Genomic DNA, 24137 nt, shown 5'->3' on the forward strand with positions numbered 1-24137 from the left:
TCGCGACAGGGCCCCGGACACACCATGGCCCCGGATCACCCCACCGTGAGGCGGGGTGATCCGGGGCCGGGCGATCAGTCCGGAGCGGCGGTGCTCAGCTGCCCGGCTCCAGCACCTCCAGCTCGTCCTCGTCCTCGAGCCCTTCGTCCTCGAGCTCCTCGTCGAAGACCGAACTCATGTCGAAGCGGCACACGACCATATGCGGATCCGCCTGGTCGAAGGGGGCCGAAAGCCACTCCCCCGGCTCCGGGGGCTCCTCGGCCGCCACCACCCAGAGCGTGGAGTCGCCCTCCTCCAGACCGAACTCCTTGTGACGAGAGGCGATCTCATCGGCCTCGAACTCGCCGAAGATCACGCCCAAGGCGGTGTGCACACTCTCCCCGGCGGCCGCGCCGCCGCCCTGCCGGTCGTTCCCTGTGTCGATGTCCGGATCCAGGTCAGCGATCCGCTGCGCCTGCGAGAGCAGCCGCTGCGGTTCGACGACGACGTAGTCCCTGCGGATCAGCACGCTCAGCGCGCTCGGCTCCTCCGGCCCGGCATAGGCGGGGAGGCGGTCGTCACCAGGGATCTCGAAGGGCGTCACCTCGTCGTAGGCGTCATAGAGCAGCTCGTCGTAGACCTCGGCTGCCGCGGCCAGTTCGTTGAACGCGGCGTAGACGGCCGGATCGCCTTCCCCCGACCGGCGTTCGACAGCGTCGAGGTGACGATCCAGTGCGGCTTTCACCGCTTCGGCAGCGGCGCGTACCTCGGCAGCGGATGGCTGCGCAGCATCAGACATAGTGCAGACGCTATCCGTAGCAGGGCAGTTCCCGCACAATAGATGCGATGCCGGAATACGAATTCTGTGATGTGTATGTGCCGCGCGGGGTTTCCCGCAAGGCCACTACCCGCCTGCTCACCGACCATGCCGAGTACGGACACTGGGAGTTGGATCGCCTCAGACTCAACCCCGACGGCAGCCGCAGAGTGCGATTGCGGCGCCGGATCATCCGCCAGCTTCGGGCCACCTGGTAGCGGGCCGGAACAAGGCGGAGCGGGCCCCGCTTGGTGCGGGGCCCGCCGAGAGTGACGCCACGGTCACCAGGCTAGGAGATCCGGTGTGTGATGCGTGGCGTGCGAGGTGCGGTGCACGGTGTGCGGTGCACGGCGGGTGATGCGTGACGACCACCACACGGCACGGTCAGCGCCTGTCTCACCCGTCTCGCACCTACCTGGCAGCGCGATGTGTGATCAGCGCTGCGCGGCGCGGGCCCGACGGTAGAGCACCGTGCCCGCCAGCAGCAGGCCCGCGGCGGCCGGAATGGCCAGCTCGACGGGGCCGGCACCGGTGTGCGCGAGCTGTTCCTTGCCGCCGAGGTTGGCGGACGGGTCGAGGCCGTGGTTTCCCGCCTGCTCAGCGGGGTCATCCGAGCCACCGCCGGGGTTCGAGCCTCCGGGGTTCCCGGGGTTGCCCGGATTGCCGGGGTTACCAGGGTTACCGGGCTCACCCGGGTTGCCAGGGTTGCCGGGCTCACCAGGGTTTCCGGGGTTACCGGGGTTGCCCGGGTTCCCGGGGTTGCCAGGATTGCCCGGGTTTCCGGGGTTGCCCGGATTCCCAGGGTTACCGGGGTTGCCCGGCTCACCCGGCTCACCCGGGTTCTCCGGCACCGCCGGGACCGTCTCGGCGCAGTCCCCGCCGTCGCTGGTGTTGCCGAATCCGACCGCGCTGATGTTGTTCCCGCACACATTGACCGGAACGCCGATCGGGGCCTGGATGTTGTTGCCGGAACCGATCCCCGACGAGTCACTGGCGCTGCCCTGCGCCTGCGGACCGCCGGCCTGGGTACCGCCACCGCCGGACGAGTCGTCCGAACCGCCGCCGCACCGCCCCCCACCGGCGCCGTTGAAGACGCCGATGACACTCACCGTGTTTCCGCACAGATTCACCGGCACATGCACCGGGACCTGGATGTTGTTGCCCGAGACGACACCCGGCGAGTACGCGGCGCCACCGTCGGCCCCCGGACCCGCCGCCTGGGCGTAGCCGCCGGTCACGGCGAGAACGCCGCTCGCCGCGGCTACGGTGATCAGGCCCTTTTTCGCAACCTGTCGCATAACTGTCTGCTCCCCTAGCCTTCCGTCCCGGCCGGAGTGCGCGCGGGCGATCTCGCCCGCACCCCCATCCCCGGGCGTCCCGGAGCACACACACTCCGAAACCGCCCGGGGCTCACACCCCGGTGGACCGTGACCCGATGTCACGTGATCGATGCGGTAGTTGCCGAAGGCGGGGTACAGCACCACCCCTTGTCGGCACCGCGGCCCGGTTACGGGCCGCACACACCATGTAACGAGGAGGGAGCAATCAAGCTATCAAGCTACGACACCATTCACCCTTTTTGGTTCCTTCGGTATGTGTGATCGATTAGGCCGTTGGTGCAGCCCTCAGCAGGCGTCCAGGAACCGGTCCAGCACCCGCACGCCGAACTTCAGCCCGTCCACCGGCACCCGCTCGTCGACCCCGTGGAACATCCCGGCGAAGTCCAGCTCGGGGGGCAGCCGCAGCGGCGCGAATCCGAAGCAGCGGATGCCGAGGTCGTCGAAGGACTTCGCGTCCGTACCGCCCGAGAGGCAGTACGGCACGGCGCGGGCGATCGGGTCCTCGGCCTTCAGCGCCGACTGCATGGCCTCGACCAGCGCCCCGTCGAAGTTGGTCTCCAGCGCCTTGTCCGCGTGCACGTCCTCCCGCTTGACCCGTGGGCCGAGGATGCGGTCGAGGTCGGCCAGGAACTCCTCCTCGAACCCCGGCAGGAAGCGCCCGTCCACATGCGCCGTGGCCTGACCCGGAATGACGTTGACCTTGTAGCCGGCGCTGAGCATGGTCGGGGCGGCGGTGTTCTGGAGCGTGGCCCCGATGATCTTCGCGATGCCGCCCAGCTTGGCCAGCGTATCGTCCATGTTCTCCGGGTCGAGCGGGGTACCGAGCGCATCGGACAGCTCGTCCAGGAAGGACCGTACGGTCTTGGTGACCCGCACCGGGAACTTGTGCCGCCCGAGCCGCCCGACCGCTTCGGTCAGCTCCGTGATGGCGTTGTCGTTGTTGGTCATCGAGCCGTGCCCCGCGGTGCCGTCCACCGTGAGCCGCATCCAGTGCATGCCCTTCTGCGCGGTCTCGATCAGATAGAGCCGCAGATCCTCGTTGACGGTGAAGGAGAAGCCGCCGACCTCGCCGATCGCCTCCGTCACGCCCTCGAAGAGGTCGGGGTGGTTGTTGACCAGGTGCTTGGCCCCGTAGACCCCGCCCGCCTCCTCATCGGCGAGGAAGGCCAGCACGATGTCGCGCGGGGGCTTGCGGCCGCTGCGCAGCCGGTCCCGGACGACCGCGAGCGTCATCGCGTCCATGTCCTTCATGTCCACCGCGCCCCGGCCCCAGACGCAGTCGTCCACGATCTCGCCGGAGAAGGGGTGGTGGGTCCAGTCCTCGGCGTTGGCCGGTACGACGTCGGTGTGGCCGTGGATGAGCAGCGCCGGACGGGACGGATCCTCCCCCTCGATCCGTGCCACGGTCGACGCCCTGCCCTTGTGCGACTCGAAGATCTTCGGCTCGAGCCCCACCTCGGCGAGCTTCTCCGCGACGTACTCGGCGGCCGCGCGCTCACCGGGGCCGGAGTGGTCGCCATAGTTACTGGTGTCGATCCGGATCAGGTCACGGCAGAGGTCGACCACCTCGTCCTCGCCCCTGACCGTTCCGGTCGTCGTCGCGCCCGAAAGCGACTCACTCACGATGCCTCCTCGTCGTTGCGCTGCCACGGGACGCCCAGGTACGGACCCCCGCGGCAGGGGTCACCCGCCCATCCTCCTCCGCTCGCCCGCCCAGCCCAAGGCTGCAATACCGCCGTCACGCCCCCGTCACACAGCGCTGCCGCGGAGGCCCGGCCGGCTGTGATCGAGCACGTCCCGATGTTTGCTATGGTTTTCCACGTCGGAACGGCCACAGGCCGGCCGGCAGACACCTGGTCCGGGTGGCGGAATGGCAGACGCGCTAGCTTGAGGTGCTAGTGCCCTTTATCGGGCGTGGGGGTTCAAGTCCCCCCTCGGACACGATCTTACGTACATGGACGATGCGGGTTGTGACTCAACGGTCACGACCCGCTTCTTCATGGTGCAGGTGAGCCTTAGTGCCCATGCCGTGACTCTGTTGGTGATCTTTCAAGCCTCTGTGCGGCGGCGGTGCAGAGGGAGTGGAGGTGACAGGCGGGCGTCGGCAGTCCCGGCGCAGACGCCCGACCCCCTTCGACATCACCGCCACACGGCCGTCTTGCGGAGCACTTTGCCGGGGCGGTGTGGGGTGAAGGTGCCATCGCGCAGCACCGGGCGGCCGTTGACGAGAACGTGGCGGGTGCCCTCGGCGTAGGAGAGCGGTACGTCGTACGTGGCGGTGTCGCTCACCGTACGGGGAACGAAGATCCGCGAGATCGGCGACCGTGCCTTCGCTCGGGGTGCCTCGGTCAGTGAGGCCGAGGCGGGCCGCGGGCAGTGCGCTCATCTTGCGGATGGCGTCCTGAGGGTCAAGGATCTGGCGGTCGCGGGTGTACCGGGCGAGGACCCGGGCGAACGTGCCGAAGTGACGGGGGTGGGGGTGGCCGTCGGTGGTCGAGTCCAGTTCCCAGCCGTCGCTGACGACTGCGCTCGAGGGGCGGCGGAGCACTGTGTCCACATCCGCCTCGGACATGGCGTGGTTGACGATCCAGACTTGAGCCCGGTGGGCGCGCGGCACGTCGAGGGATGCCTCGGCTGGGTCGCGGCCGGTGGTGGCGGCGATGTCCTGGATCGTGCTTCCGGCCCATGAGGAGGAGCGGCCCGGTGGCATCGCGGCGATGACGGTGGCTTCGGGCAGGAAGGTGTGTCCGGTCTTCGCCCGGTCCGCGACGGTCGCCTCGCGGGTCTTCGGGTTGTCCAGCCGGGCGAGGAGCGCGTCGGGACCGCCGTCCGCCTCGCACCCCATGCCGGACCGGGCGAGCAGCCGCAGTACGGGGGGAATCCCAGGTGAAGGCAAGACGTCCTGGACCAACACGGGACCCCTTTGGCTGGTGGCCTGCCGGGCGGGCGGCGGCTGACCTCGGCCTTTCGTTCTGGCCCATGAGCGGGTTTCGGCCTGGTGGAAGGCTGAACGGCACGACTGGACCGGGCTCTGTCCAGCGGGAGTTGACCGGGTGACGGCGGGTTGCCTCACCCGGTCACGAAGGTGGCCACGCTTCGAGCGGGCAGCTGGCCCGTGAAGGAACCGTTCGACACGTCGATCGCACCCCCGGGCGCGAGGTTCCTGCTCGCATCCGTCAACCAGGACGACACGCTGGACGAGGCGTTACCCACCATGGTGAACGACTGACTCACCGGCGAGGTCCCCTTGTTGATGGCGACGATGACCACTGTGGAGTTACCCCCCTTGTAGGCCGAGACGTAGAGGTTCGACTGGGGATTGGAGGTCGCGTCAATCCGTACGTACCCCGGGCGGACGAACTTCGAGAAGTGCGCCATATTGGCGCCGCGCTTGCTGATGCGCCCGTCTTCCCTCATCGGGCCGTAGCTACGCCGGATGTACCACCACACATATGCCTGGAACTCGGCGTCCACCAGGGCGCGATGAATGTGTTCTCCCACGTCGAGCGCTTGGGGCCAGAGATCGGCCGAATCGGTGCTGTTGGGATGGTAGACCTCGGTCATCCAGAGTTCTTTGCCCCGGCCCTTCTGCTTGAAGAGGGGGTAGGGGAAGTTCTGGTACGGCGTGCCGTAGAGATGAGCCCCGAGGATGTCCAGGTTGGCGAGCGCCCCGGGGTCATTGAGGATCGGGTCCGAGAAGCTCTTCACATACTGGAAGGACTCCGGCGCGATCACCTTGGTACCGATCGAGCCGGCGTTCTCCCGCAGGAATCGCACCATCTCGCCCGTGGTCCACCATGTCCAGTCATGCGCGTAATCGGGCTCGTTCTGCACCGAGATGGCGTACAGGTTCACCCCGTTGTTCTTCATGTACGTGACGAAGTCGTTCAGGTGCTGCGCGTAAGCGCCGTACATGTCGTACCGGAGCCGTCTCGCATTGGTCTGACTGCCGTGGACGAAGGTCTCCACCATGTGCGCGGGGGGATTCCACGGCGACGCGATGACGGTAGCGCCGTGCTCGATCGCGCGCTTCGCCGTCGCCACCTCGCGGCTCCAGTCCGCCTGGTTCTCGTGTACGGGGATTCTCAGCACGGAAAACCCGAGTTGCCCCTCACCGTTGCCGAAGGCCACGTCCCTCTGGGCAGCGGTCAGGTCACTGACCCAGAGCGTGTGGTTCATGCCACCGAAGCCCCGGATGGTCTGCCGCTCCGCCGCCGGGTCGATGGTCACGTTGGCGGCCACCGCCGCGGACGCTCCGGCGGCCGGTGTCGCGGACACGAGGACCGGCAGGGCGCTCATCGTGGCCAGAACAGACCTCCGACTCGGGAATTCCCGCCCGGGGCCCACGGATTCATTCCGACGCGGCGTCATCGATGTTCCTCCTGAAGGTTGGAGTTGATCCGCACTGGACCGGTCCTCATCGGTCGGCGTCGGACGCTCTCGCTTTGGGAGCGCTCCCAATTTCGGCAGTCAGTTCCGGCGGGCTTATGGCTTCGTCCACGTGACGGGCCGGTGAAGCGCGCCGCTGGCACTCGGCTCCGGGGCTGAGCAGCCGCTGCCCCGGAACCCGCTGATCACGATGGCGTTCACGGCGCTGGCCCTGGCGACCGTGGAACCATCCAACAGCGGGCGTCGGGGCGCGGCGACCCCGGGCGCGTCAGGACCTCGTGTCCTGCGCCGCCCGACTCATGCGTGAACGGTCACACCACCGCATGATTGTGGTGACGGATTCCGAAGTGTCAAGAGCCATCACAGCGCCGTTTTCTCCGGGCCGGATGTGCCCGGCCAGAGGTCCGGCGTCCACGCTGGGTGATCGCCGCCCCTGCTTCCAGGAACAGGTGAGTGACCGGTCGGATGCGCTCCGCGGGTCGGCACACGGGCTGATGCGCACCACTCCTGACAGCGCGGGCGCCCCACCGTGACCATCCGCGACGTCGCACGGGTAGCGGTGGTCTCCTACCGGACGGTCTCCCGTGTGATCAACGGGCATGGCTCCGCGTCCGCGAAAGCACCGGCCCGCACCGCGGCACCAGCGGCTGAACGACAGGCGGAGAACCGGCCGCCGGCCACACGCCGGGAGCCAGGTGCCGCTCCGGCTTCCCCGCCCTCGTACGGCCTTGGCCGGTATGCGTGGGACTCTTCGGCGCCAGAGGTGTTGACGCCTCTCGTCGCCCGTCTATCATCCATGCTTGTCCGAGCATCCGATTACTGTTCGATATATCGAATTCCCGTCGGACGGACAGGTTTGTGCCGGCCCCACAGACCACCGCTGAAAGCCGTACCTGGCGATGTGTTCATGCGTCATCGTGCCGCGGTCCAAGGACACGGTGGCGTCGCGGTAGCTGTGCCCCAGCCGACTCAGGGAGTTTCCTCATGCATCCGCACCCGGTGGGACGCCGCTCCCCAGGTGTTCTGTTTCTCGCCGAAGGGCTGCCCGCGCCCATGTGATGCCCGCCGCCCCGACCACAACGAGAGAGAGCGACCCTCCATGTCCTGGCTCCATGATGAGCACAGTCGCCGCAAGGCACTGGCAACGGCCACGGGGCTGGTGGCAGGGACCCTGCCCCTCTCCGCCGCCGCCCGCGCCACCGCCTTGCCCCGCGAGTCCGCCGCGGTCACTCCCGCGGCCGCTGCCGCCCAGTTCACGAATCCGGTGATCTGGCAGGACTTCGCGGACATCGACATCATCCGCGTCGGCAACGCCTACTACTACTCGGCCTCCACGATGCACTACTCGCCGGGGGCACCCATTCTCCGTTCGTACGACCTGGTGAACTGGGAGTTCGCCGGCCACTCGGTGCCGGTGCTGGACTTCGGCTCCAAGTACGACCTCAGCGGCTCCCGCGCCTACGTCAAGGGCGTCTGGGCGTCGTCGCTGGCCTACCGCCCGAGCAACCGGACGTTCTACTGGCTCGGCTGCATCGAATTCTCCCGGTCGTACATCTACACCGCCCCGTCCGTCGAGGGGCCCTGGACCAGGCTCACGACCATCAACAACGCTTATTACGACGCGGGTTTGCTCATCGACAGCGATGACACCATGTACGTGTCGTACGGGAACACCACCATCAGCGTGGCCCAGCTCTCCGCCGACGGCCGCACCCAGGTCCGCGCACAGCAGGTGTTCACCACGCCGTCGAGCGTGGGGACCCTGGAGGGCTCCCGGTTCTACAAGATCAACGGCAACTACTACATCTTCCTCACCCGCCCCGCCAACGGCCAGTACATCCTGAAGTCCACCAGCGGCCCCTTCGGCCCGTACACCATGCGGCAGGTCCTGCTCAACCTGGGCGGACCGGTCTCCGGCGGCGGGGTGCCGCACCAGGGCGGGCTCGTACAGACTCCCGGCGGCGCCTGGTACTACATGGCCTTCGTGGACGCCTACCCCGGCGGCCGGATCCCCGTACTCGCCCCGGTCAGCTGGACCTCCGACGGCTGGCCCGTCGTACAGCTGGTCAACGGCGCGTGGGGCGCGTCGTATCCGAGCCCGGCCCTTCCCGCGCCGCCGCGCCAGGTCACCCCGCTGACCGGCGTCGACACCTTCGACGGTACGACCCTGAAGCCGCAGTGGGAGTGGAACCACAACCCGGACAACACCAAGTGGTCGGTGAACAACGGCCTGACCTTGCGCACCGCGACGGTCACGAACGACCTGTACTGGGCCCGCAACACCCTCACCCACCGGATCCAGGGGCCCACCTCAACCGCCACCATCCAGCTCGACCACTCCGCGATGCGAGACGGCGACCGGGCCGGACTGGCGCTGCTGCGCGACTCGTCCGCGTGGATCGGGGTGAAACGGGACGGCGGTGCGACCCGGGTGGCGATGGTGAGCGGGCTGACCATGGACGGCAACTGGAACACCACCGGCACCGGAACGGAACTCGCGGGCGCCGCTGTCCAGGGCGGCCGCATCTGGCTGCGCGCCACGGCCGACATCCGCCCCGGGGCGGGACGGCCGGGCACCTTCTCCTACAGCACCGACGGCACCAACTTCTTCCGTCTCGGGCCCTCGTTCACCATGGGCAACGACTGGCGGTTCTTCATGGGCTACCGGTACGCCATCTTCAACCACGCCACCCAGGCACTCGGCGGCTCGGTCAACGTCACCCGGTTCGAACTCGCCACCCCCTGACCGGCCCTCTTTGGGCCACTGTCCGCGCACGGACGCGAACGCACTCGTACGCCCGATTCTGGGAGCGCTCCCAAAACGGCCGCTCCCACCCATGTGAGGAGAGAGATGAACGATCGCGAACGACACGACCGGCACGGCCGGCGCCGCACCTCGACGTTAGGGCTCATCGCCGCAGGCGTCATGGCGGTGGCCGGGATCGCCACCGCCGCACCCGCCACCGCGTCCCCATCCACCCAGGCTTCCACCCTGGGCGCACAGGCGGCCCAGTCCGGGCGGTACTTCGGGACCGCCGTGGCCGCGGGCAGGCTCGGCGACTCGACGTACTCGACCATCCTGGACCGCGAGTTCAACATGGTCACACCCGAGAACGAGATGAAGTGGGACACCACCGAGCGGTCCCGCGGCTCGTTCAACTTCGGCCCGGCCGACCAGATCGCCAACCGCGCGACCTCGCGCGGGCAGCGCCTACGGGGCCACACCCTGGTCTGGCACTCCCAGTTGCCCAGCTGGGTCAGCTCCATCGGCGACGCGAACACTCTGCGCAGCGTGATGAACAACCACATCAACAGCGTGATGGGCCACTACAAGGGCAAGATCTACGCCTGGGACGTGGTCAACGAGGCGTTCGCCGACGGCGGCAGCGGCCAGCACCGCTCCTCGGTCTTCCAGAACCTGCTGGGCGACGGCTTCATCGAGGAGGCATTCCGCACCGCGCGCTCGGCCGACCCCGCGGCCAAGCTCTGCTACAACGACTACAACATCGAGAACTGGAACGACGCCAAGACCCAGGGCGTCTACCGCATGGTGCGCGACTTCAAGGCGCGCGGGGTGCCCATCGACTGCGTCGGCCTCCAGTCCCACTTCGGCACCGGCGGCCCGCCGGCCTCCTTCCAGACCACCCTGTCCAGCTTCGCCGCCCTCGGGGTGGACGTGCAGATCACCGAGCTCGACATCGCCCAGGCGCCCACCACCGCGTACACCAACACGGTCAAGGCATGCATGAACGTCCCGCGCTGCACCGGCATCACCGTATGGGGCATCCGCGACACCGACTCCTGGCGCTCCGGGGACAAGCCACTGCTCTTCGACGGCAACGGCAACAAGAAGGCCGCGTACAACGCCACCCTGACCGCCCTCGGCGGTACACCGGCCGCCAGGAGTACGACCCCTCCGGCCGCCTCAGGGCCGTCCGGTCTCCGATGAGGCTCGAGCTGAGCCGTCGGCCTGCTGACCCACCGCAAACACCCGGGCTCGGCACGGAAACGGACACCCGCGACCCACACATATGCCCCTGACCGAACGAGAAAAGGAGTGGTGTGATGCTGAGGCCCAGGTTGTGGCCTGCCATGGTCGCGGGGCTCCTCGCCCTGGCCATGGGCGGCGCGCAGGGCGACTTCACCGGAAGCACGTCGCTCACGGCGAGTGACTCCGCCGCGGCATCTGCCGGATGCGGCAAGGCGCCCGCGCTGACCAGCGGTACGCATACGTTGCAGAGCAACGGAAAGAACCGCAGCTACATCCTGAAGGTTCCGGACAACTACGACCAGAACCGCTCCTACCGGTTGGTCTTCGGGCTCCACTGGCTGGGCGGCACCGCCACCGATGTCGCGACGGGGCGAACGGTGGAAACGGGCACCTGGGCCTACTACGGGCTCCAGCGGCTGGCGAACGACAGCACCATCTTCGTCGCGCCCCAGGGTCTCAACAACGGCTGGGGCAATGCCGGCGGTGAAGACGTGACCTTCGTCGACAACATGATCAGCCAGATCGAGGGAGCGCTCTGCGTCGACACCTCACGGCGCTTCGCCGTGGGATTCAGTTACGGCGGTGCCATGTCCTACGCGCTGGCGTGTGCCCGGCCGACGGTCTTCCGCGCGGTCGCGGTCCAGTCCGGCGGCCAGCTCAGCGGATGCAGCGGTGGCACCCAGCCCATCGCCTACCTCGGGGTGCACGGCATCAGGGACGGAGTGCTCGGCATCTCCGGCGGACGGACCATGCGCGACACGTTCGTCAGGAACAACGGCTGCGCCGGACAGAACCCGCCCGAGCCGGCACAGGGCAGTCGAACGCACACAGTCACCACCTACGCGGGGTGTTCGGCCGGGCATCCGGTCGCGTGGGCCGCGTTCGACGAAGGCCACATCGCCGCTCCCCAGGACGAGGCCGGCGGCGACAGCGGCTCCAGGACCTGGGTTCCCGGAGAGATCTGGAAGTTCTTCACCCAGTTCTAGGCCACCACCCCGGCGTCGGGCCGATCCGCCCGACGCCGAAGGCCCGGAGGCTTCCGCGCCTCCGGGCCCGCACGTCCGCGGGAACAACAAGGTCTGGGGCCATGGCGCCGGCAATGGGCACGTCCTGGACGACGGTCCGTGCGACCGTGAGCACCGCGGCTCCGACCGGCCCCGCCAAGGTGTGCGGCGGGGCCGGTCCGCGCTCGCGCACGGTAAGACTCCTGAGCGAGGTCTGAGGATGCGCAGGGGCTTTCCCATGGACCGAGCGGTATCGAGCGGCCTCTTCGCTCCGAACAGCGGAATGAACACCATCGCCAGCGGTCGCGCTCGCCCTTCGACATGCCGCCGAAGACGGACATGATCAGGTCGTGGGCCTCGCCGGCAGGTGCGAGGTGACGTCGGGGTGTCAGGTCTCCCGGCGCTCGCTCAGAACAGTGCCAGGCCCTCGCCGCTGGTGTCCGCGATGACTGGCCGGAACTGGGCGGGGAGATCGTCCAAGCGGTCAGGACCGGCCGCGGCGGCCACGGCAGGGGCCGTCTCGGCCAACCAGGGGCGAAACCGCTCGGCGGCTTCGCGGTAGGGGACTCGCGCCAGGACACGGTGCTCGCCGGAGGGGCAGAAATCGACCGCGACCGTGAGCAGGCAGGAGCGGGGCGCGTTCTGACTGCCCGTCCAGGACACGCGCAGAACACCGCAGGGCTGGCGTCCGCGGGGGGCGCGGTGGGTCGGGCGCAGCGATCGGCAGGCGATGTGGGCGGTCCATGCGGCGAGGTGTGGCAGGGGCAGGGTGGTGCGTGCGCGGCAGCCGGGGCAGCGGTGCCAGTGGCGAAGCCAGTCGTCGGCGCCGGTGTCGAAGAGGCGTGTGTAGCGGTTCGCCACGCGGATGTCGTTGCTGTACAGGTGGTCGGGGCGTTCCTGGGTGTTGCAGGACTGGCAGACGGGGGCGCGGACGTAGCCGTGTTCGTGGCAGTGGTCGAGGACCGTGGCGGGCGCGGTGCGGCAGACGGCGCACGCCCACCCGGCCACCCTGCGGGGGGTGCCGGGCTTCCTGCTGAGCACCGAGTACAGCTGGCCGTCCAGCTCCGCGTGGTACGGGCGCGGTGAGGCGGTGGAGCCCTCGGTGCTCGTCGTCCGCGGACCGCCGGAGTCTGGGGCCTGCCGGGGGTGGGAGGGCGGCTTGATGGCGGCTGTGCCTGCCCGGCGGGTCCGCGCGGCGTGCGCCCACCGGGTTTCGGCGTGCTCGGCCGCGTCGAGCAGCCTGACCACGGCACGCGGCAGCCACCACGTCGGCTGTGTCCCGTCGCGGGTCCGCTCCACGAGTATCTGTCGCCAGTCGATCCCCGCCAGATGGTACGGCCGGCCGACGTCACGTCGTGCTGCCCGCTCGGGGCCGCCCAGCTCGCGCAGTTCCCCCGTGATGCGCCGGCGCCAGCGCAGCGGCGTCTCCTGGTCGTGCTCCTGCCCCGGCGCCGCACGAAAGGGACCGATGCGGACCAGGTCCCGCCGATCCATCCCCACCGCGTTCAGTTCCGCGGCCGCCCGGCGCACCTCGGCCTCCGGAACACTCCACTGGCCGCCGCTCGACCGCACCGTCGGCACCACATGGCCGCCGAGCAGGACGTACCCCACCCGGGCATGGGCAGGAGAGCGGGTGAAGGCCCCAGAGGCCGTCGGTACGGCGCTGTCGGCCGTCACCTCGACCCACAGGGCGTCCGCGGCACCCAGGGTGATCAGGCCGTCCGTACAACCGGGCAAGGCACGCTCCGACATACCGACAGGCTAACGGCCCGCGACGCGGCAACGGGCGCCACGTGCCCCGGTCGGCCGGGCCGCCGCCACGCCGCATCCGCCGCCCGCAACCCACGTTCGGGCTCGCCGTCGACGACGAGGACGCGGACCCGGGCGCCGTCGGGCCGCTGCGGAAAACGGCCGGTGGTGCGCGTATCCATGATGAGTCCAGGACCCCTCGCGGTGCGCCGTGCCCAGGCGCCCCCTTCCTCTGAGTTTCCTCTGAATCCGAAGGCGTCCGCCTCGTTCATAGGGTCCTCAGAGCTTCGCCGATGACGCTGGCCGGGCACAATCGCCCGAGAGGACTCCCATGACCAGCACGACCCCAACGGTCCCGGCCATGACCCGCCCGTCCCGGTCGGCACCGCGCCCGCCCAGCCCCGTCCCGGTGCTCGCACACCTGGTGATCTGGGGCGGGGCCGCCGCCGTCCTGGCGCTGTGGTGGCACGACACCCCCTCGGTCGTCGGCGCCGCCGGCTGGCTGACCGGCGCGGGGCGGATCACCGGGCTGCTCGCCGGTTACGCCTGCGCGATCCTCCTGCTGCTGATGGCACGCGTACCGCTGCTGGACCGGGCCATCGGCACCGACCGGCTGGCCCGCTGGCACGCCCTGGGCGGTCGCTACACGATCTCGCTGGCCTGCGCCCATGTCCTGCTGATCATCTGGGGGTACTCGCTGGAGTCGCACACCGGCGTGGTGGACCAGACCACCACTCTGGTCCTCCACTACCCGGATCTGCTCAAGGGGACGATCGGCTTCCTGCTGTTCCTCGTCACCGCGATCGTGTCCGCGCGCGCCGTGCGCCGCCGCATCCCCTACGAGACCTGGCACCTGCTGCACTTCGCCACCTATCTCGCGGTCTTCCTGGTCTTCGGGCACCAGCTCTCCAATGGGGCCGACTTCACCGGGAACCGCACCGCCCAGCTGGTCTGGTACGCCCTCTACATCGGGGTGGCGGTGCTGCTGGCCTGGTACCGCTTCGCCGTCCCGGTACGCAGGGCGCTGCGCCACCGGCTGTACGTCACCGAGGTCCGGCCCGAGGCGCCGGGCGTCGTATCGGTGTACCTGTCGGGCAGCGGGCTGGCGGAGCTGCGCGCGGAACCCGGCCAGTTCTTCCGGTGGCGGTTCCTGACCCGGGGCATGTGGTGGGCCGCCAACCCCTACTCCCTGTCGGCCGCACCGCACCCCGCGTACCTGCGGATCACGGTCAAGGCGTCCGGCGGGCACAGTGCGGCCCTCGCCCGTCTCCGCCCCGGCACCCGGGTACTCGCCGAGGGTCCGTACGGGGGCTTCACCGCACGCCGCCGCCGCACCCGCAAGACCCTCCTGCTGGGCGGCGGCGTCGGGATCACCCCACTGCGGACCCTCTTCGAGACACTGCCCGGCGAGGTGACTCTCGTCTACCGGGCCCGGCGCCCCGAGGACCTGGCGCTGCGCGGCGAGCTAGACGCCGTCGCCGCGGCGCGCGGGGCGGCCGTCCATTACGTCGTGGACGAGCCCGCCGTCTACTCCTCACCGCTGACCGCCGGGGCACTGCGCGGTCTGGTGCCCGACCTCGCCGAGCGCGACGTCTTCCTGTGCGGCCCACCGGGCATGACGGAGGCCGCCCTGTCCGCCCTGCGCGAGGCAGGAGTGCCACGCCGCCGTATCCACCACGAGTCGTTCGCGCTCTGAGTCCGATCCGCCTGAATCCGATCCCGCGCCGCGTCCGATCCGCGCCGCGTCCGAAGTCGCGTCCGAAGGAGATCCGCCGTGCGCAAGGCCGCCGTCACCACCGTCTCGACCGTGGCAGGTGTGATCCTGCTGCTGTCGCTCAAACCGCACCAGAACCCGGCCCCGGCCGTGGCCGAGCCGTCGGGACGGCCGTCCCCCGCGCCGACCGGGCGCACCCCCTCGAACGGCGGCGTCTCCGGCACGTACACCGGCAGCGTGATCAATACCTCGTACGGACCGGTCCAGGTGTCCGTCACGCTCTCCCACGGCAGGATCACCACGGTCAAGGCGCTCCGCACCCCGTTCGACCGCCCCCGCTCCCAGCAGATCGCCGCCGACGCCGTGCCCCGGCTCACCCAGGAGGCGCTGAGCGCCCAGAGCGCGCACATCGACGCCGTTTCCGGCGCCACCTACACCAGCGAGGGGTACGCCCGGTCGCTGCAGAGCGCACTGGACAAGGCCGGTGTCTGAGGCGTGCCCGCCCGCGCGCGGAACGCGCCACGTCGAGCACGTCATGGGCACGGTGTTCTCCTTCGACCTCCGCGATCCGGTCACCCCGCCCGTCCGCCGGGCCCTGGAGGAGGCCGTGGCCTGGTTGCACCACGTGGACGAGGTCTTCTCCACCTACCGTCCCGACAGCGCGATCAGCCGCCTCGGCCGGGGCGAGCCGGTCCCGGAGCGGTACGGGCCCGAGGTGGCCGAGGTGTTCGCGCTGTGCGAAGAGGTGGCGCACACCACCGGCGGCTGGTTCAGCCACACCCCCGGCGGCCGGCTCGACCCGTCCGGATTGGTCAAGGGCTGGGCGGTCGAACGGGCGTCGCGGATGCTGTACGCGGCGGGCACGCGCAACACCTGCGTCAACGGCGGCGGCGACATCCAACTGCGCGGCGAAGCCGCCCCCGGCACGCCCTGGCGGATCGGCATCGCGCACCCCGCCCGCCCCGGGGAACTGGCCGCCGTGGTCACCGGACGTGATCTGGCCGTCGCCACCTCGGGAACGGCCGAGCGCGGCGCGCACGTGGTGGACCCGCACACCGGCGAGCCCGCCACCGCCCTGGCCTCCCTCACGCTGACCGGCCGCAGCCTCACCCGGACCGACGCCTACGCCACGGCCGCGTTCGCCATGGGCGCCGGAGCCCGTGACTGGGTCGAGGCGCTGGACGGCCACGAGGCGCTGGGGATCACCGCGGCGGGCGACATCTGGCGCACCTCGGGCTTTCGCTGAGCCACCCGCGCCGCCCCATGGCGCCTCGCACCACCCCACGGCAGCAGAACGATCGGTTCCGGCCACCCCTCGCCGCAGCGCCCGTATGGGTCGCGTCAAGGGGGTGCGGATCGGCGTATGGGACCCGTCAACGACGCTCGGATCCGGCCATGGGCGGGGTTTTCTTCTATCGACAACCCGTCCGATCCGCCGCTTGCGGATTCCCCCGACCTCTTTCCAGGAGTTCGCGATGGCCGATGTGGCCTTCGTCGTCACCACGCTCGCGGTGTTCGCGCTGGTGGCCTTTGTCGCCAAAGGGGTGACGAAGCTGTGACCGTCGAAAACGTCGTCGGCCTCGTCGTCGCCGTCGCCCTGCTGGGCTACCTCGTCCTCGCCCTGATCTTCCCGGAGAGGTTCTGACGGTGACATCAGCTGCTACCGCGGCGGGAGGCATGGGCCCCGTACTCGCGGGCGTGCTCCAACTGCTCGCCCTCATAGGGGCGCTGGCGCTCGCCTACGTTCCCCTCGGCAACTACATGGCCAAGGTCTTCTCGTCCGAGAGGCACTGGCGCGTGGAGAAATGGATCTACAAGGGCATCGGTGCCGACCCCGACACCGAGATGCGCTGGGCCTCGTATCTGCGCGGGGTGCTGGCCTTCTCGGTGGCCGGTGTGCTCTTCCTGTATCTGCTGCAGCGGCTGCAGGGCAGCCTGCCCGGCTCCCTCGGGTTCTCCTCGATCGAGCCGGCGCAGGCGTTCAACACGGCCGCGTCCTTCGTGTCGAACACCAACTGGCAGTCGTACTCCGGCGAGCAGGCCATGGGCCACGTCGTGCAGACCGCCGGACTCGCCGTGCAGAACTTCGTCTCGGGCGCGGTCGGCATCGCCGTCGCGATGGCGCTGGTGCGCGGCTTCGCGCGCTCGCGCACCGGTGAACTCGGCAACTTCTGGGCCGATCTGGTGCGCGGCACGGTCCGCGTCCTGGTGCCGGCCGCGGCAATCGCCGCCGTCGTGCTGGTCGCCTGCGGGGCCCTGCAGAACTTCTCGGGCATCCACGAGGTGGGCCAGTTCATGGGCGGCTCGCAGCAGTGGAACGGCGGGGCGGTGGCCTCGCAGGAGGCCATCAAGGAGCTGGGCACCAACGGCGGCGGTTACTTCAACGCCAACAGCGCCCACCCCTTCGAGAACCCGACCCCGTTCACCAACCTCTTCGAGATCTTCCTGATCCTGGTCATCCCGCTGGCGCTGACCCGCACCTTCGGCATCATGGTCGGCTCGGTCAAGCAGGGCTACGCGATCCTGGGGACCATGGTCACCATCTGGGTCGGCTTCGTGGCCCTGATGATGTGGACCGAGTTCGCCCACCACGGCCCGGCCCTGCAGGCCGCCGGTGGCGCGATGGAGGGCAAAGAGGCCCGCTTCGGTGTCGGCGGCTCGGCGCTCTTCGGGGTGTCGACCACGCTCACCTCGACCGGAGCGGTGGACTCCTTCCACTCCTCCTTCACGGGCCTGGGCGGCGGCATCACCATGCTCGGCATGATGCTGGGCGAGATCGCGCCCGGTGGTGTGGGCTCCGGCCTCTACGGCATGCTGATCATGGCGATCATCGCGGTGTTCATCGCCGGGCTGATGGTCGGCCGCACGCCCGAGTATCTGGGCAAGAAGATCGGTGCCCGCGAGATGAAGCTGGCGGCCTGCTACATCCTGGTCACCCCGGCGCTGGTGCTGATCTTCACCGCCGCCTCCATGGCCCTGCGGACGCCGCCGAACTCGATGCTCAACTCCGGTGCGCACGGATTCTCCGAGGTGCTGTACGCGTTCACCTCCGCCTCGAACAACAACGGCTCCGCCTTCGCGGGCCTGAACGCGAACACCGACTGGTTCAACACCACGACCGGTCTCGCGATGCTGCTCGGCCGCTTCGTGCCCATGGTCTTCGTCCTGGCGCTCGCGGGCTCGCTCGCCGAGCAGAAGCCGGTGCCGACCACCGCGGGCACGCTGCGCACCGAGAAGCCGCTGTTCACGGGATTGCTGGTGGGCGCGATCCTGATCATCACCGGTCTGACGTACTTCCCGGCGCTGGCGCTGGGGCCGCTGGCCGAGGGGCTGGCGTGATGACCACCCGCACAGAAAACCACGAGGACTCCATGTCCACTGCCATTCCGACCAGGGCGCCGCAGAACGGCGTTCCCACCGGGCACGGCTCGGCCGAGGACCGTGCCGGCGCGGGCCTCTTCGATCCCGGACAGCTGCTGAAGTCGCTGCCGGACGCCTTCCGCAAGCTGGACCCGCGGGTGATGGTGAAGTCGCCCGTGATGTTCGTCGTGCTGGTCGGGTCCGTGCTGACCACGGTGTTCTCCTTCAAGGATCCGGGCGACTGGTTCGGCTGGGCGATCAGCGCCTGGCTGTGGCTGACCGTGATCTTCGCCAATCTGGCGGAGGCGGTCGCCGAGGGCCGTGGCAAGGCGCAGGCCGACACCCTGCGCAAGGCCAAGACCGACACGGTGGCCCGGCGGCTGGCCGCGGACGGCACGGCCGAGGAGCGGATCCCCGGCACCGGGCTGAAGATCGGTGACCTGGTGGTCTGCGAGGCCGGCGATGTCATCCCCGGTGACGGCGATGTGGCCGAGGGCGTCGCCTCGGTCGACGAGTCGGCGATCACCGGCGAATCGGCGCCGGTCATCCGCGAGTCCGGCGGCGACCGTTCGGCCGTGACGGGTGGCACCAAGGTGCTGTCCGACCGCATCGTCATCAGGATCACCACCAAGCCGGGCGAGACCTTCATCGACCGGATGATCAACCTGGTGGAGGGCGCCGCCCGGCAGAAGACGCCGAACGAGATCGCGCTGAACATCCTGCTCGCCTCGCTGACGATCGTGTTCCTGCTCGCCTGCGTCACGCTGCCGCCGTTCGCCGATTACGCGGGCACGCGGCTGACGATGGTGGTGCTGGTGGCGCTGCTGGTCTGCCTGATCCCGACGACGATCGGCGCGCTGCTGTCGGCGATCGGCATCGCGGGCATGGACCGGCTGGTGCAGCGGAACGTGCTGGCGATGTCGGGCCGGGCGGTCGAGGCCGCCGGTGACGTCTCCACACTGCTGCTGGACAAGACCGGCACGATCACCCTGGGCAACCGGCAGGCAGCGGAGTTCGCGCCGGTGCGCGGCACCACCGAGGCCGAGGTCGCCGACGCCGCCCAGCTCTCCTCGCTGGCCGACGAGACCCCCGAGGGCCGGTCCATCGTCGTCCTGGCGAAGGAGACGTACCGACTGCGCGAGCGCCACCAGGGCGAACTGGTGGGCGCCGAGTGGATCGAGTTCACCGCGCAGACCCGGATGTCGGGTGTGGACGTCGGCGAGCGGAAGATCCGTAAGGGCGCGGCCGGTTCGGTCATCGCCTGGGTCCGGGAGCGGGGCGGCACGGTCGCCGAGGACGCGGACCGGATCGTCCACCGGATCTCCGAGGCCGGCGGCACCCCGCTGCTGGTGGCGGTCCAGGACGCCGACGGGGCGCGGGTGCTGGGCGTCATCCACCTCAAGGACGTCGTCAAGGAGGGCATGCGGGAGCGGTTCGACGAGCTGCGCCGCATGGGCATCAAGACCGTCATGATCACGGGTGACAACCCGCTGACGGCCAAGGCCATCGCCGAGGAGGCGGGCGTCGACGACTTCCTCGCCGAGGCCACTCCCGAGGACAAGATGGCCCTGATCAAGCGGGAGCAGGCGGGCGGCAAGCTGGTCGCGATGACCGGCGACGGCACCAACGACGCCCCGGCGCTGGCCCAGGCGGACGTCGGCGTGGCCATGAACACCGGTACGTCGGCCGCCAAGGAGGCCGGCAACATGGTCGACCTCGACTCCAACCCGACCAAGCTCATCGAGATCGTGGAGATCGGCAAGCAGTTGCTGATCACCCGGGGCGCGCTGACCACCTTCTCCATCGCCAACGACGTCGCGAAGTACTTCGCGATCATCCCGGCGCTGTTCGCGGCGGTCTATCCGGGCCTGGACAAGCTGAACATCATGCGGCTGTCCTCGCCGGACTCGGCGATCCTCTCCGCGGTGATCTTCAACGCGCTGATCATCATCGCGCTGGTGCCGCTGGCCCTGCGGGGTGTGCGCTACCGGCCGATGAGCGCGGACAAGATGCTGCGGCGCAACCTCGGGATCTACGGCCTCGGCGGCCTGATAGCGCCCTTCATCGGCATCAAGATCATCGACCTGCTCATCTCCCTCATTCCCGGGATCGGCTGACCGCCATGAACCATTCCGTCATGAACACCGCCCGGCTGTTCGGGGCCGGCCTGCGGGCCCTTCTCGTACTGACCCTGGTCACGGGCGTCATCTATCCGCTGGTGGTCACCGGCATCGCCCAGGGGCTGTTCCACGACAAGGCGAACGGCTCCGAGATCAAGGCCGACGGCAAGGTCGTCGGCTCCTCGCTGATCGGGCAGCCGTACAACCTGCCGCTGAGGAAGGGGCAGGAGACCCCGGATCCCGATCTGAAGTGGTTCCAGGGGCGCCCGGCGAACGGCCTCGGCGCCAACAGCGTCAACACCCAGTACACGCTGCTGCTGTCCGGAGCCACCAACCTCTCCGCCGACAGCAAGGACCTCCTCCAGCAGGTCAAGGACGCCAAGGCCGCGGTCGTCAAGAACAACTCGGTGCCCGGCTACACCGTCAGGCCGTCCCAGGTCCCCGCCGACGCGGTGACGTCCTCCGGCTCCGGCCTGGACCCGGACATCTCCCCGCGCTACGCCGAGATCCAGGTCCACCGGGTCGCGGAGCGGAACGGGCTGTCCGTCGCCCAGGTGGAGAAGCTGGTCGAGGACAAGACCGAGGGCCGCGTCATCGGCTTCATCGGCGAGCCGCGGGTGAACGTCCTCGAACTCAACATCGCGCTCAAGGCTCTCGTGGCCCGGCACTGACGGCGGCACACGCCCCGAGAAGCGGGAGCCGGCGGCCGGAGACATGCGGCCGCCGGCTCCCGTCGTCATGTCCCGGGGGCCGAAGCCGCCCGGCTCATCCGTCGCTCTCCGGCCGCTTCATCTCCCGCAGTTCGTTCTCGACGACGAGCGCGGCCCGGCGCAGATGCTGGTCGGCCGCCGCGATGTCGTCCGGGCCGAGCGTGGCGTTCAGAGTGTCGCTGATCTTGAGTACCTCGGCGCTCATCTCCGTCAGCGCGGCCTGGCCCGCGTCGGTGACCTTCATCGACCGCGAGCTGCTTCATCGACCGCGAGAGGCCAACGGGCCGGCGGAGGAGGCCGGCGCGCCGGGCAAGGGACGCGTGCGGCACACCGGCCCGGTGCCGGCCCCCGGCCGACCCGGGAAGCCACTCGCCCTGGTGATACGCGGGCGGGCCGCTACGCGGGGGAACCGCTGCGCGGCCGCTCGGGCAGTACGGCCCGGTCGGGCGAGGGCGCGCCGGCCGTGGTGGTCTCGGTGGCGGTGAGGTCTTCGATGCGGTCGGCGAACCCCGGTTCGGGCAGGGGGAGATCGATGTCGGGGTCGTCGGTGAAGTCGACGGCCCGGGCGACGTAGTGGATGACGGCCATGGTGGCGGGCGGCACCTCCTGTTCCCGTTTCAGGCCGTGCAGGATGCGGAGGGCGGCGGCCATCTCATGGTCGGTGGCGGCCCAGTCCTCCACGGTGTCGGTGACCGGCGGGATGTCGTGGCCCGCCTGCTCGTGCCACCACTCCAGCCAGGCGTGCGCCTGGCCGTCCTCGCCCAGGGCCATGTGGTGGAGGTAGAGGCAGTACGCGGCGGCGGGGTCACCGGCGCCGGCGGCGAACTGCCACCAGAACTGGGCGTGGTCCTCGTGGCCGGCCAGTTGCAGGACGCATCCGAGGACCCGGGAGCCGGGCGGTTCGAGGATGCGGCGGGTGAGGAAGTCCCGTAGCTGGGTCAGGGCATCGGGGCGGGCGATGATCGCCTCGCACAGGGTGTGCAGGTCCTGCGCCATCCGTTCGTCCACGCCCGGCGCCGCGGCCCCCGCGGCCGCGGATGTCCGCTGCGCGTGCCGTGGAGGGCGCTCCTGGGGTGGGGCACCACCGGGGTCGGCGTGGCGGATGGCGAGCCGGGCCTCGGCTGCCTCGAAGTCGACGGGAGGGGTGGGGTTGAGCAGGGCCCGCGCGAGGATGCGGTCAATGGCTGAGGTCATCGGTCCTCCTTGGCCAGGAGTTGTTGCAGACGGCGGCGGGCGTAGCGGGCGGTGGAGCGGACGCCGGCCTCGGTGATGCCGAGGTGGGTGGCGGTCTCGGCGACGCTGTAGCCGCGGCAGTGGAGCAGGATGACCACGTCCTGCTGGCGCTCGGGGAGTTTCTTGATGGCCTGGTAGAGGTTCAGGCTCTCCTCGAGTACGGCGATGGGATCGACCGCGTCCCTGAGCAGCGCGGTCTCGAAGGTCGCGTTGTCCAGGAGGGCGGGGCCGCGGTTGCGGGCGCGGGCGAGGTCGACGGCCCGGTTCTTCATGACCTTCCAGGCGTAGGCGGCCGGGTTCTCCATGGTCAGCACCTTGGGCCAGCAGCGCAGGAGTTGTTCGAAGGCCGCGTCGACGGCCTCCTCGGCGTCCGCGTGGTTGCCGAGGTAGACCACGGCCCGGTCGATGTACGCCTTCCGGTGGAGCTGGTGGAAGGCGCGGAAGTCCGCGGGGAGTCCCGGTGTCATCGAGGTGGTCTCGCGCGAGCGCAGGAATTCGTTGGTCACCGCTCCCCTCCCTCCCGGTCGCTGCGATGCAGTTCCGATACGCCGACGCGGACTCCCATCGCGGCCGCGCGACGCAGGAGGGCGATGGCGTCACTGCCGAATACCCGCGCCACAAGTACGGCGGTGACGACGTTCACCACGGTTTGAAGATTCACGGACTTCGTTGTCCTTCTGTTCGTTGTACGAGGGGTGGCCCCCACACGCCCCGCGAGTGCGCGGTGTTGCGCTCTCTGTTTCAGATAGCGCTCACGGACGCCGATTCGTGCATCGGATGAGCTTAAAATCTTACGGAACGCAGCGATCCAATTACGCAAATATGAAAAACATATGGACCTGGTCCGCAGATCCGGCCCCGCCCGCGCCGCCGTACGGGGGACGGGCTAGCCGGTGAGCGTCTGCGTGCCGAGCACGGTGAGCAGGGCGAGGCGTTCGGCGTCCTCGGTGCCGGGCTCGGCGGTGTACACCACCATGCGCAGATCGCTGCCCGCCACCGTGAGCACATCGCAGTCCAGCGTCAGCGTGCCCACCCGCGGATGGTCGATGGTCTTGCGCGACGCCTCGTGGTGGCCGACGGTGCCGGAGTCCCACAGCTCGGCGAACCGCTCGCTGTTGGCGCGCAGCTCCGCGACCAGCCGTCGCAGCCGCTGGTCGGCCGGGTAGCGGGCGGCGGCCGTGCGCAGATCGGCGACCAGTGCGGCCTGGAACTCGCCGCGGTCCTCATGCGTCTGCCGGGATCCGCTGTCCTCGCCGACGAAGTGGCGCCACACTCCGTTGCGCTCGTTGCCGCGCCACCGGGACGGATCGCCCCTCAGGGCCACATACGGCGGATTGGCCATGAGCAGCGTCCAGGACGCGTCGCTCACGGCGACGGGTGTACCGGTCAGCCGGTCCAGCAGCCGCTGGACGCTCGGGGTGATGTACGCCGGCACCGTCTCCGGCCCCGGTGGCGCCAGCCCGGCCAGCCGGAAGAGATGGGCACGCTCGGTCCCCGACAGCCGCAGCGCCCTGGCCAGGGCCTCGACGATCTGGGTCGAGGGATGGGAGGCCCGGCCCTGTTCGAGGCGGGTGACGTAGTCGACGGAGATCCCGGCCAGCATCGCCAGCTCCTCGCGGCGCAGCCCGACCGCGCGCCGCTGCCCGCCGGACGGCAGCCCGGCGGCCTCCGGCGGGACCCGGTCCCGCCAGCGCCGTACCGCCTGCCCGAACTCCGTGGTCGCCATGACCA

General features: G+C 69.8%; 21 protein-coding genes, 1 tRNA gene and 1 pseudogene. 12 read left to right on the forward strand and 11 right to left on the reverse strand.

Features of this window, described 5'->3' with window-relative positions; all coding sequences use genetic code 11:
* Positions 1-94: 94 nt before the first annotated feature.
* Positions 95-778: a hypothetical protein gene (locus AS97_RS11985; protein WP_059148633.1), complete on the reverse strand. Its 684-nt coding sequence runs from the start codon at positions 776-778 to the stop codon at positions 95-97.
* A 47-nt stretch (positions 779-825) separates the two neighbouring features.
* Between AS97_RS11985 and AS97_RS11990 the strand changes: the two genes are divergently transcribed.
* Complete coding sequence (locus AS97_RS11990; protein WP_014059547.1) at positions 826-1014, forward strand: DUF5703 family protein; 189 nt, start codon at positions 826-828, stop codon at positions 1012-1014.
* 216 nt (positions 1015-1230) lie between these two features.
* Here the strand turns inward: AS97_RS11990 and AS97_RS11995 are convergent, their stop codons facing one another.
* Both AS97_RS11995 and AS97_RS12000 read right to left on the reverse strand, forming a co-directional pair.
* On the reverse strand, positions 1231-2094 hold the full coding sequence (locus AS97_RS11995) for a chaplin (RefSeq protein ID WP_210564871.1): 864 nt from the start codon (positions 2092-2094) through the stop codon (positions 1231-1233).
* 327 nt (positions 2095-2421) lie between these two features.
* Complete coding sequence (locus AS97_RS12000) at positions 2422-3759, reverse strand: M20/M25/M40 family metallo-hydrolase (protein WP_210564872.1); 1338 nt, start codon at positions 3757-3759, stop codon at positions 2422-2424.
* A gap of 233 nt (positions 3760-3992) precedes the next feature.
* On the opposite strand from AS97_RS12000, the gene AS97_RS12005 reads away from it, so the two are divergent.
* Positions 3993-4077 (forward strand) — tRNA-Leu (locus AS97_RS12005).
* Between the two features lie 198 nt (positions 4078-4275).
* On the opposite strand, the gene AS97_RS47295 is transcribed toward AS97_RS12005, so the two are convergent.
* Positions 4276-4425, reverse strand: a complete 150-nt coding sequence (locus AS97_RS47295) for a hypothetical protein (RefSeq protein ID WP_236670061.1) — start codon at positions 4423-4425, stop codon at positions 4276-4278.
* A gap of 780 nt (positions 4426-5205) precedes the next feature.
* Complete coding sequence (locus AS97_RS12015) at positions 5206-6507, reverse strand: glycoside hydrolase family 30 beta sandwich domain-containing protein (protein ID WP_210564874.1); 1302 nt, start codon at positions 6505-6507, stop codon at positions 5206-5208.
* 1117 nt (positions 6508-7624) lie between these two features.
* Here AS97_RS12015 and AS97_RS12020 point away from each other — a divergent pair.
* The 3 genes and pseudogenes from AS97_RS12020 to AS97_RS12030 all read left to right on the forward strand — a co-directional run bounded on the left by AS97_RS12020 (position 7625) and on the right by AS97_RS12030 (position 11502).
* Positions 7625-9271, forward strand: a complete 1647-nt coding sequence (locus AS97_RS12020; RefSeq protein ID WP_247204340.1) for a glycoside hydrolase 43 family protein — start codon at positions 7625-7627, stop codon at positions 9269-9271.
* Between the two features lie 105 nt (positions 9272-9376).
* Positions 9377-10456, forward strand: a pseudogene (locus AS97_RS12025) (endo-1,4-beta-xylanase); the annotation flags it as partial.
* A 134-nt stretch (positions 10457-10590) separates the two neighbouring features.
* Positions 10591-11502, forward strand: coding sequence for a PHB depolymerase family esterase (locus AS97_RS12030; protein ID WP_210564876.1), 912 nt, complete (start codon positions 10591-10593; stop codon positions 11500-11502).
* A 426-nt stretch (positions 11503-11928) separates the two neighbouring features.
* Here the strand turns inward: AS97_RS12030 and AS97_RS12035 are convergent, their stop codons facing one another.
* Positions 11929-13272, reverse strand: coding sequence for an endonuclease domain-containing protein (locus tag AS97_RS12035; RefSeq protein ID WP_210564877.1), 1344 nt, complete (start codon positions 13270-13272; stop codon positions 11929-11931).
* A 358-nt stretch (positions 13273-13630) separates the two neighbouring features.
* Between AS97_RS12035 and AS97_RS12040 the strand changes: the two genes are divergently transcribed.
* From AS97_RS12040 to AS97_RS12070, 7 genes are all read left to right on the forward strand, one after another.
* Positions 13631-14965 carry a ferredoxin reductase family protein gene (locus AS97_RS12040; RefSeq protein WP_247204800.1) on the forward strand — a complete coding sequence of 445 codons (1335 nt, stop codon included), beginning with the start codon at positions 13631-13633 and terminating at the stop codon, positions 14963-14965.
* A 78-nt stretch (positions 14966-15043) separates the two neighbouring features.
* Positions 15044-15475, forward strand: a complete 432-nt coding sequence (locus tag AS97_RS12045; protein WP_210564879.1) for an FMN-binding protein — start codon at positions 15044-15046, stop codon at positions 15473-15475.
* 43 nt (positions 15476-15518) lie between these two features.
* The gene (locus AS97_RS12050; RefSeq protein WP_125757527.1) at positions 15519-16229 is read left to right on the forward strand and encodes an FAD:protein FMN transferase; all 711 of its coding nucleotides are present in this window, start codon (positions 15519-15521) and stop codon (positions 16227-16229) included.
* 309 nt (positions 16230-16538) lie between these two features.
* A complete protein-coding gene (gene kdpF, locus AS97_RS12055; RefSeq protein ID WP_037770757.1) occupies positions 16539-16628 on the forward strand; it encodes a K(+)-transporting ATPase subunit F in 90 nt (29 codons plus the stop codon).
* 32 nt (positions 16629-16660) lie between these two features.
* Positions 16661-18322, forward strand: coding sequence for a potassium-transporting ATPase subunit KdpA (kdpA, locus tag AS97_RS12060; protein WP_086708402.1), 1662 nt, complete (start codon positions 16661-16663; stop codon positions 18320-18322).
* Entirely contained in the window at positions 18322-20460 is a 2139-nt protein-coding gene (kdpB, locus tag AS97_RS12065) for a potassium-transporting ATPase subunit KdpB (RefSeq protein ID WP_201724522.1), read from the forward strand. Before kdpA ends, kdpB begins: the two co-directional genes overlap by 1 nt.
* Positions 20461-20465: 5 nt before the next feature.
* Positions 20466-21134, forward strand: coding sequence for a potassium-transporting ATPase subunit C (locus AS97_RS12070; RefSeq protein WP_059148644.1), 669 nt, complete (start codon positions 20466-20468; stop codon positions 21132-21134).
* Between the two features lie 94 nt (positions 21135-21228).
* Here AS97_RS12070 and AS97_RS12075 read toward each other — a convergent pair whose 3' ends face one another.
* The 5 genes from AS97_RS12075 to AS97_RS12095 form a co-directional block, all read right to left on the reverse strand.
* Positions 21229-21417, reverse strand: coding sequence for a hypothetical protein (locus AS97_RS12075; protein ID WP_059148645.1), 189 nt, complete (start codon positions 21415-21417; stop codon positions 21229-21231).
* A gap of 152 nt (positions 21418-21569) precedes the next feature.
* Positions 21570-22367 (reverse strand): hypothetical protein, encoded by a 798-nt coding sequence (locus tag AS97_RS12080; RefSeq protein WP_059148646.1) that lies wholly within the window; start codon positions 22365-22367, stop codon positions 21570-21572.
* Entirely contained in the window at positions 22364-22912 is a 549-nt protein-coding gene (locus AS97_RS12085) for a sigma-70 family RNA polymerase sigma factor (protein ID WP_086708405.1), read from the reverse strand. Before AS97_RS12085 ends, AS97_RS12080 begins: the two co-directional genes overlap by 4 nt.
* Positions 22909-23067, reverse strand: a complete 159-nt coding sequence (locus AS97_RS12090) for a hypothetical protein (protein WP_014059559.1) — start codon at positions 23065-23067, stop codon at positions 22909-22911. The genes AS97_RS12085 and AS97_RS12090 overlap by 4 nt, the downstream gene beginning before the upstream one ends.
* A 225-nt stretch (positions 23068-23292) precedes the next feature.
* Positions 23293-24132, reverse strand: a complete 840-nt coding sequence (locus AS97_RS12095) for a helix-turn-helix transcriptional regulator (RefSeq protein ID WP_086708406.1) — start codon at positions 24130-24132, stop codon at positions 23293-23295.
* Positions 24133-24137 lie beyond the last annotated feature (5 nt).

The organism is Streptomyces sp. AgN23, assembly GCF_001598115.1.
GTDB lineage: Bacteria > Actinomycetota > Actinomycetes > Streptomycetales > Streptomycetaceae > Streptomyces > Streptomyces antimycoticus.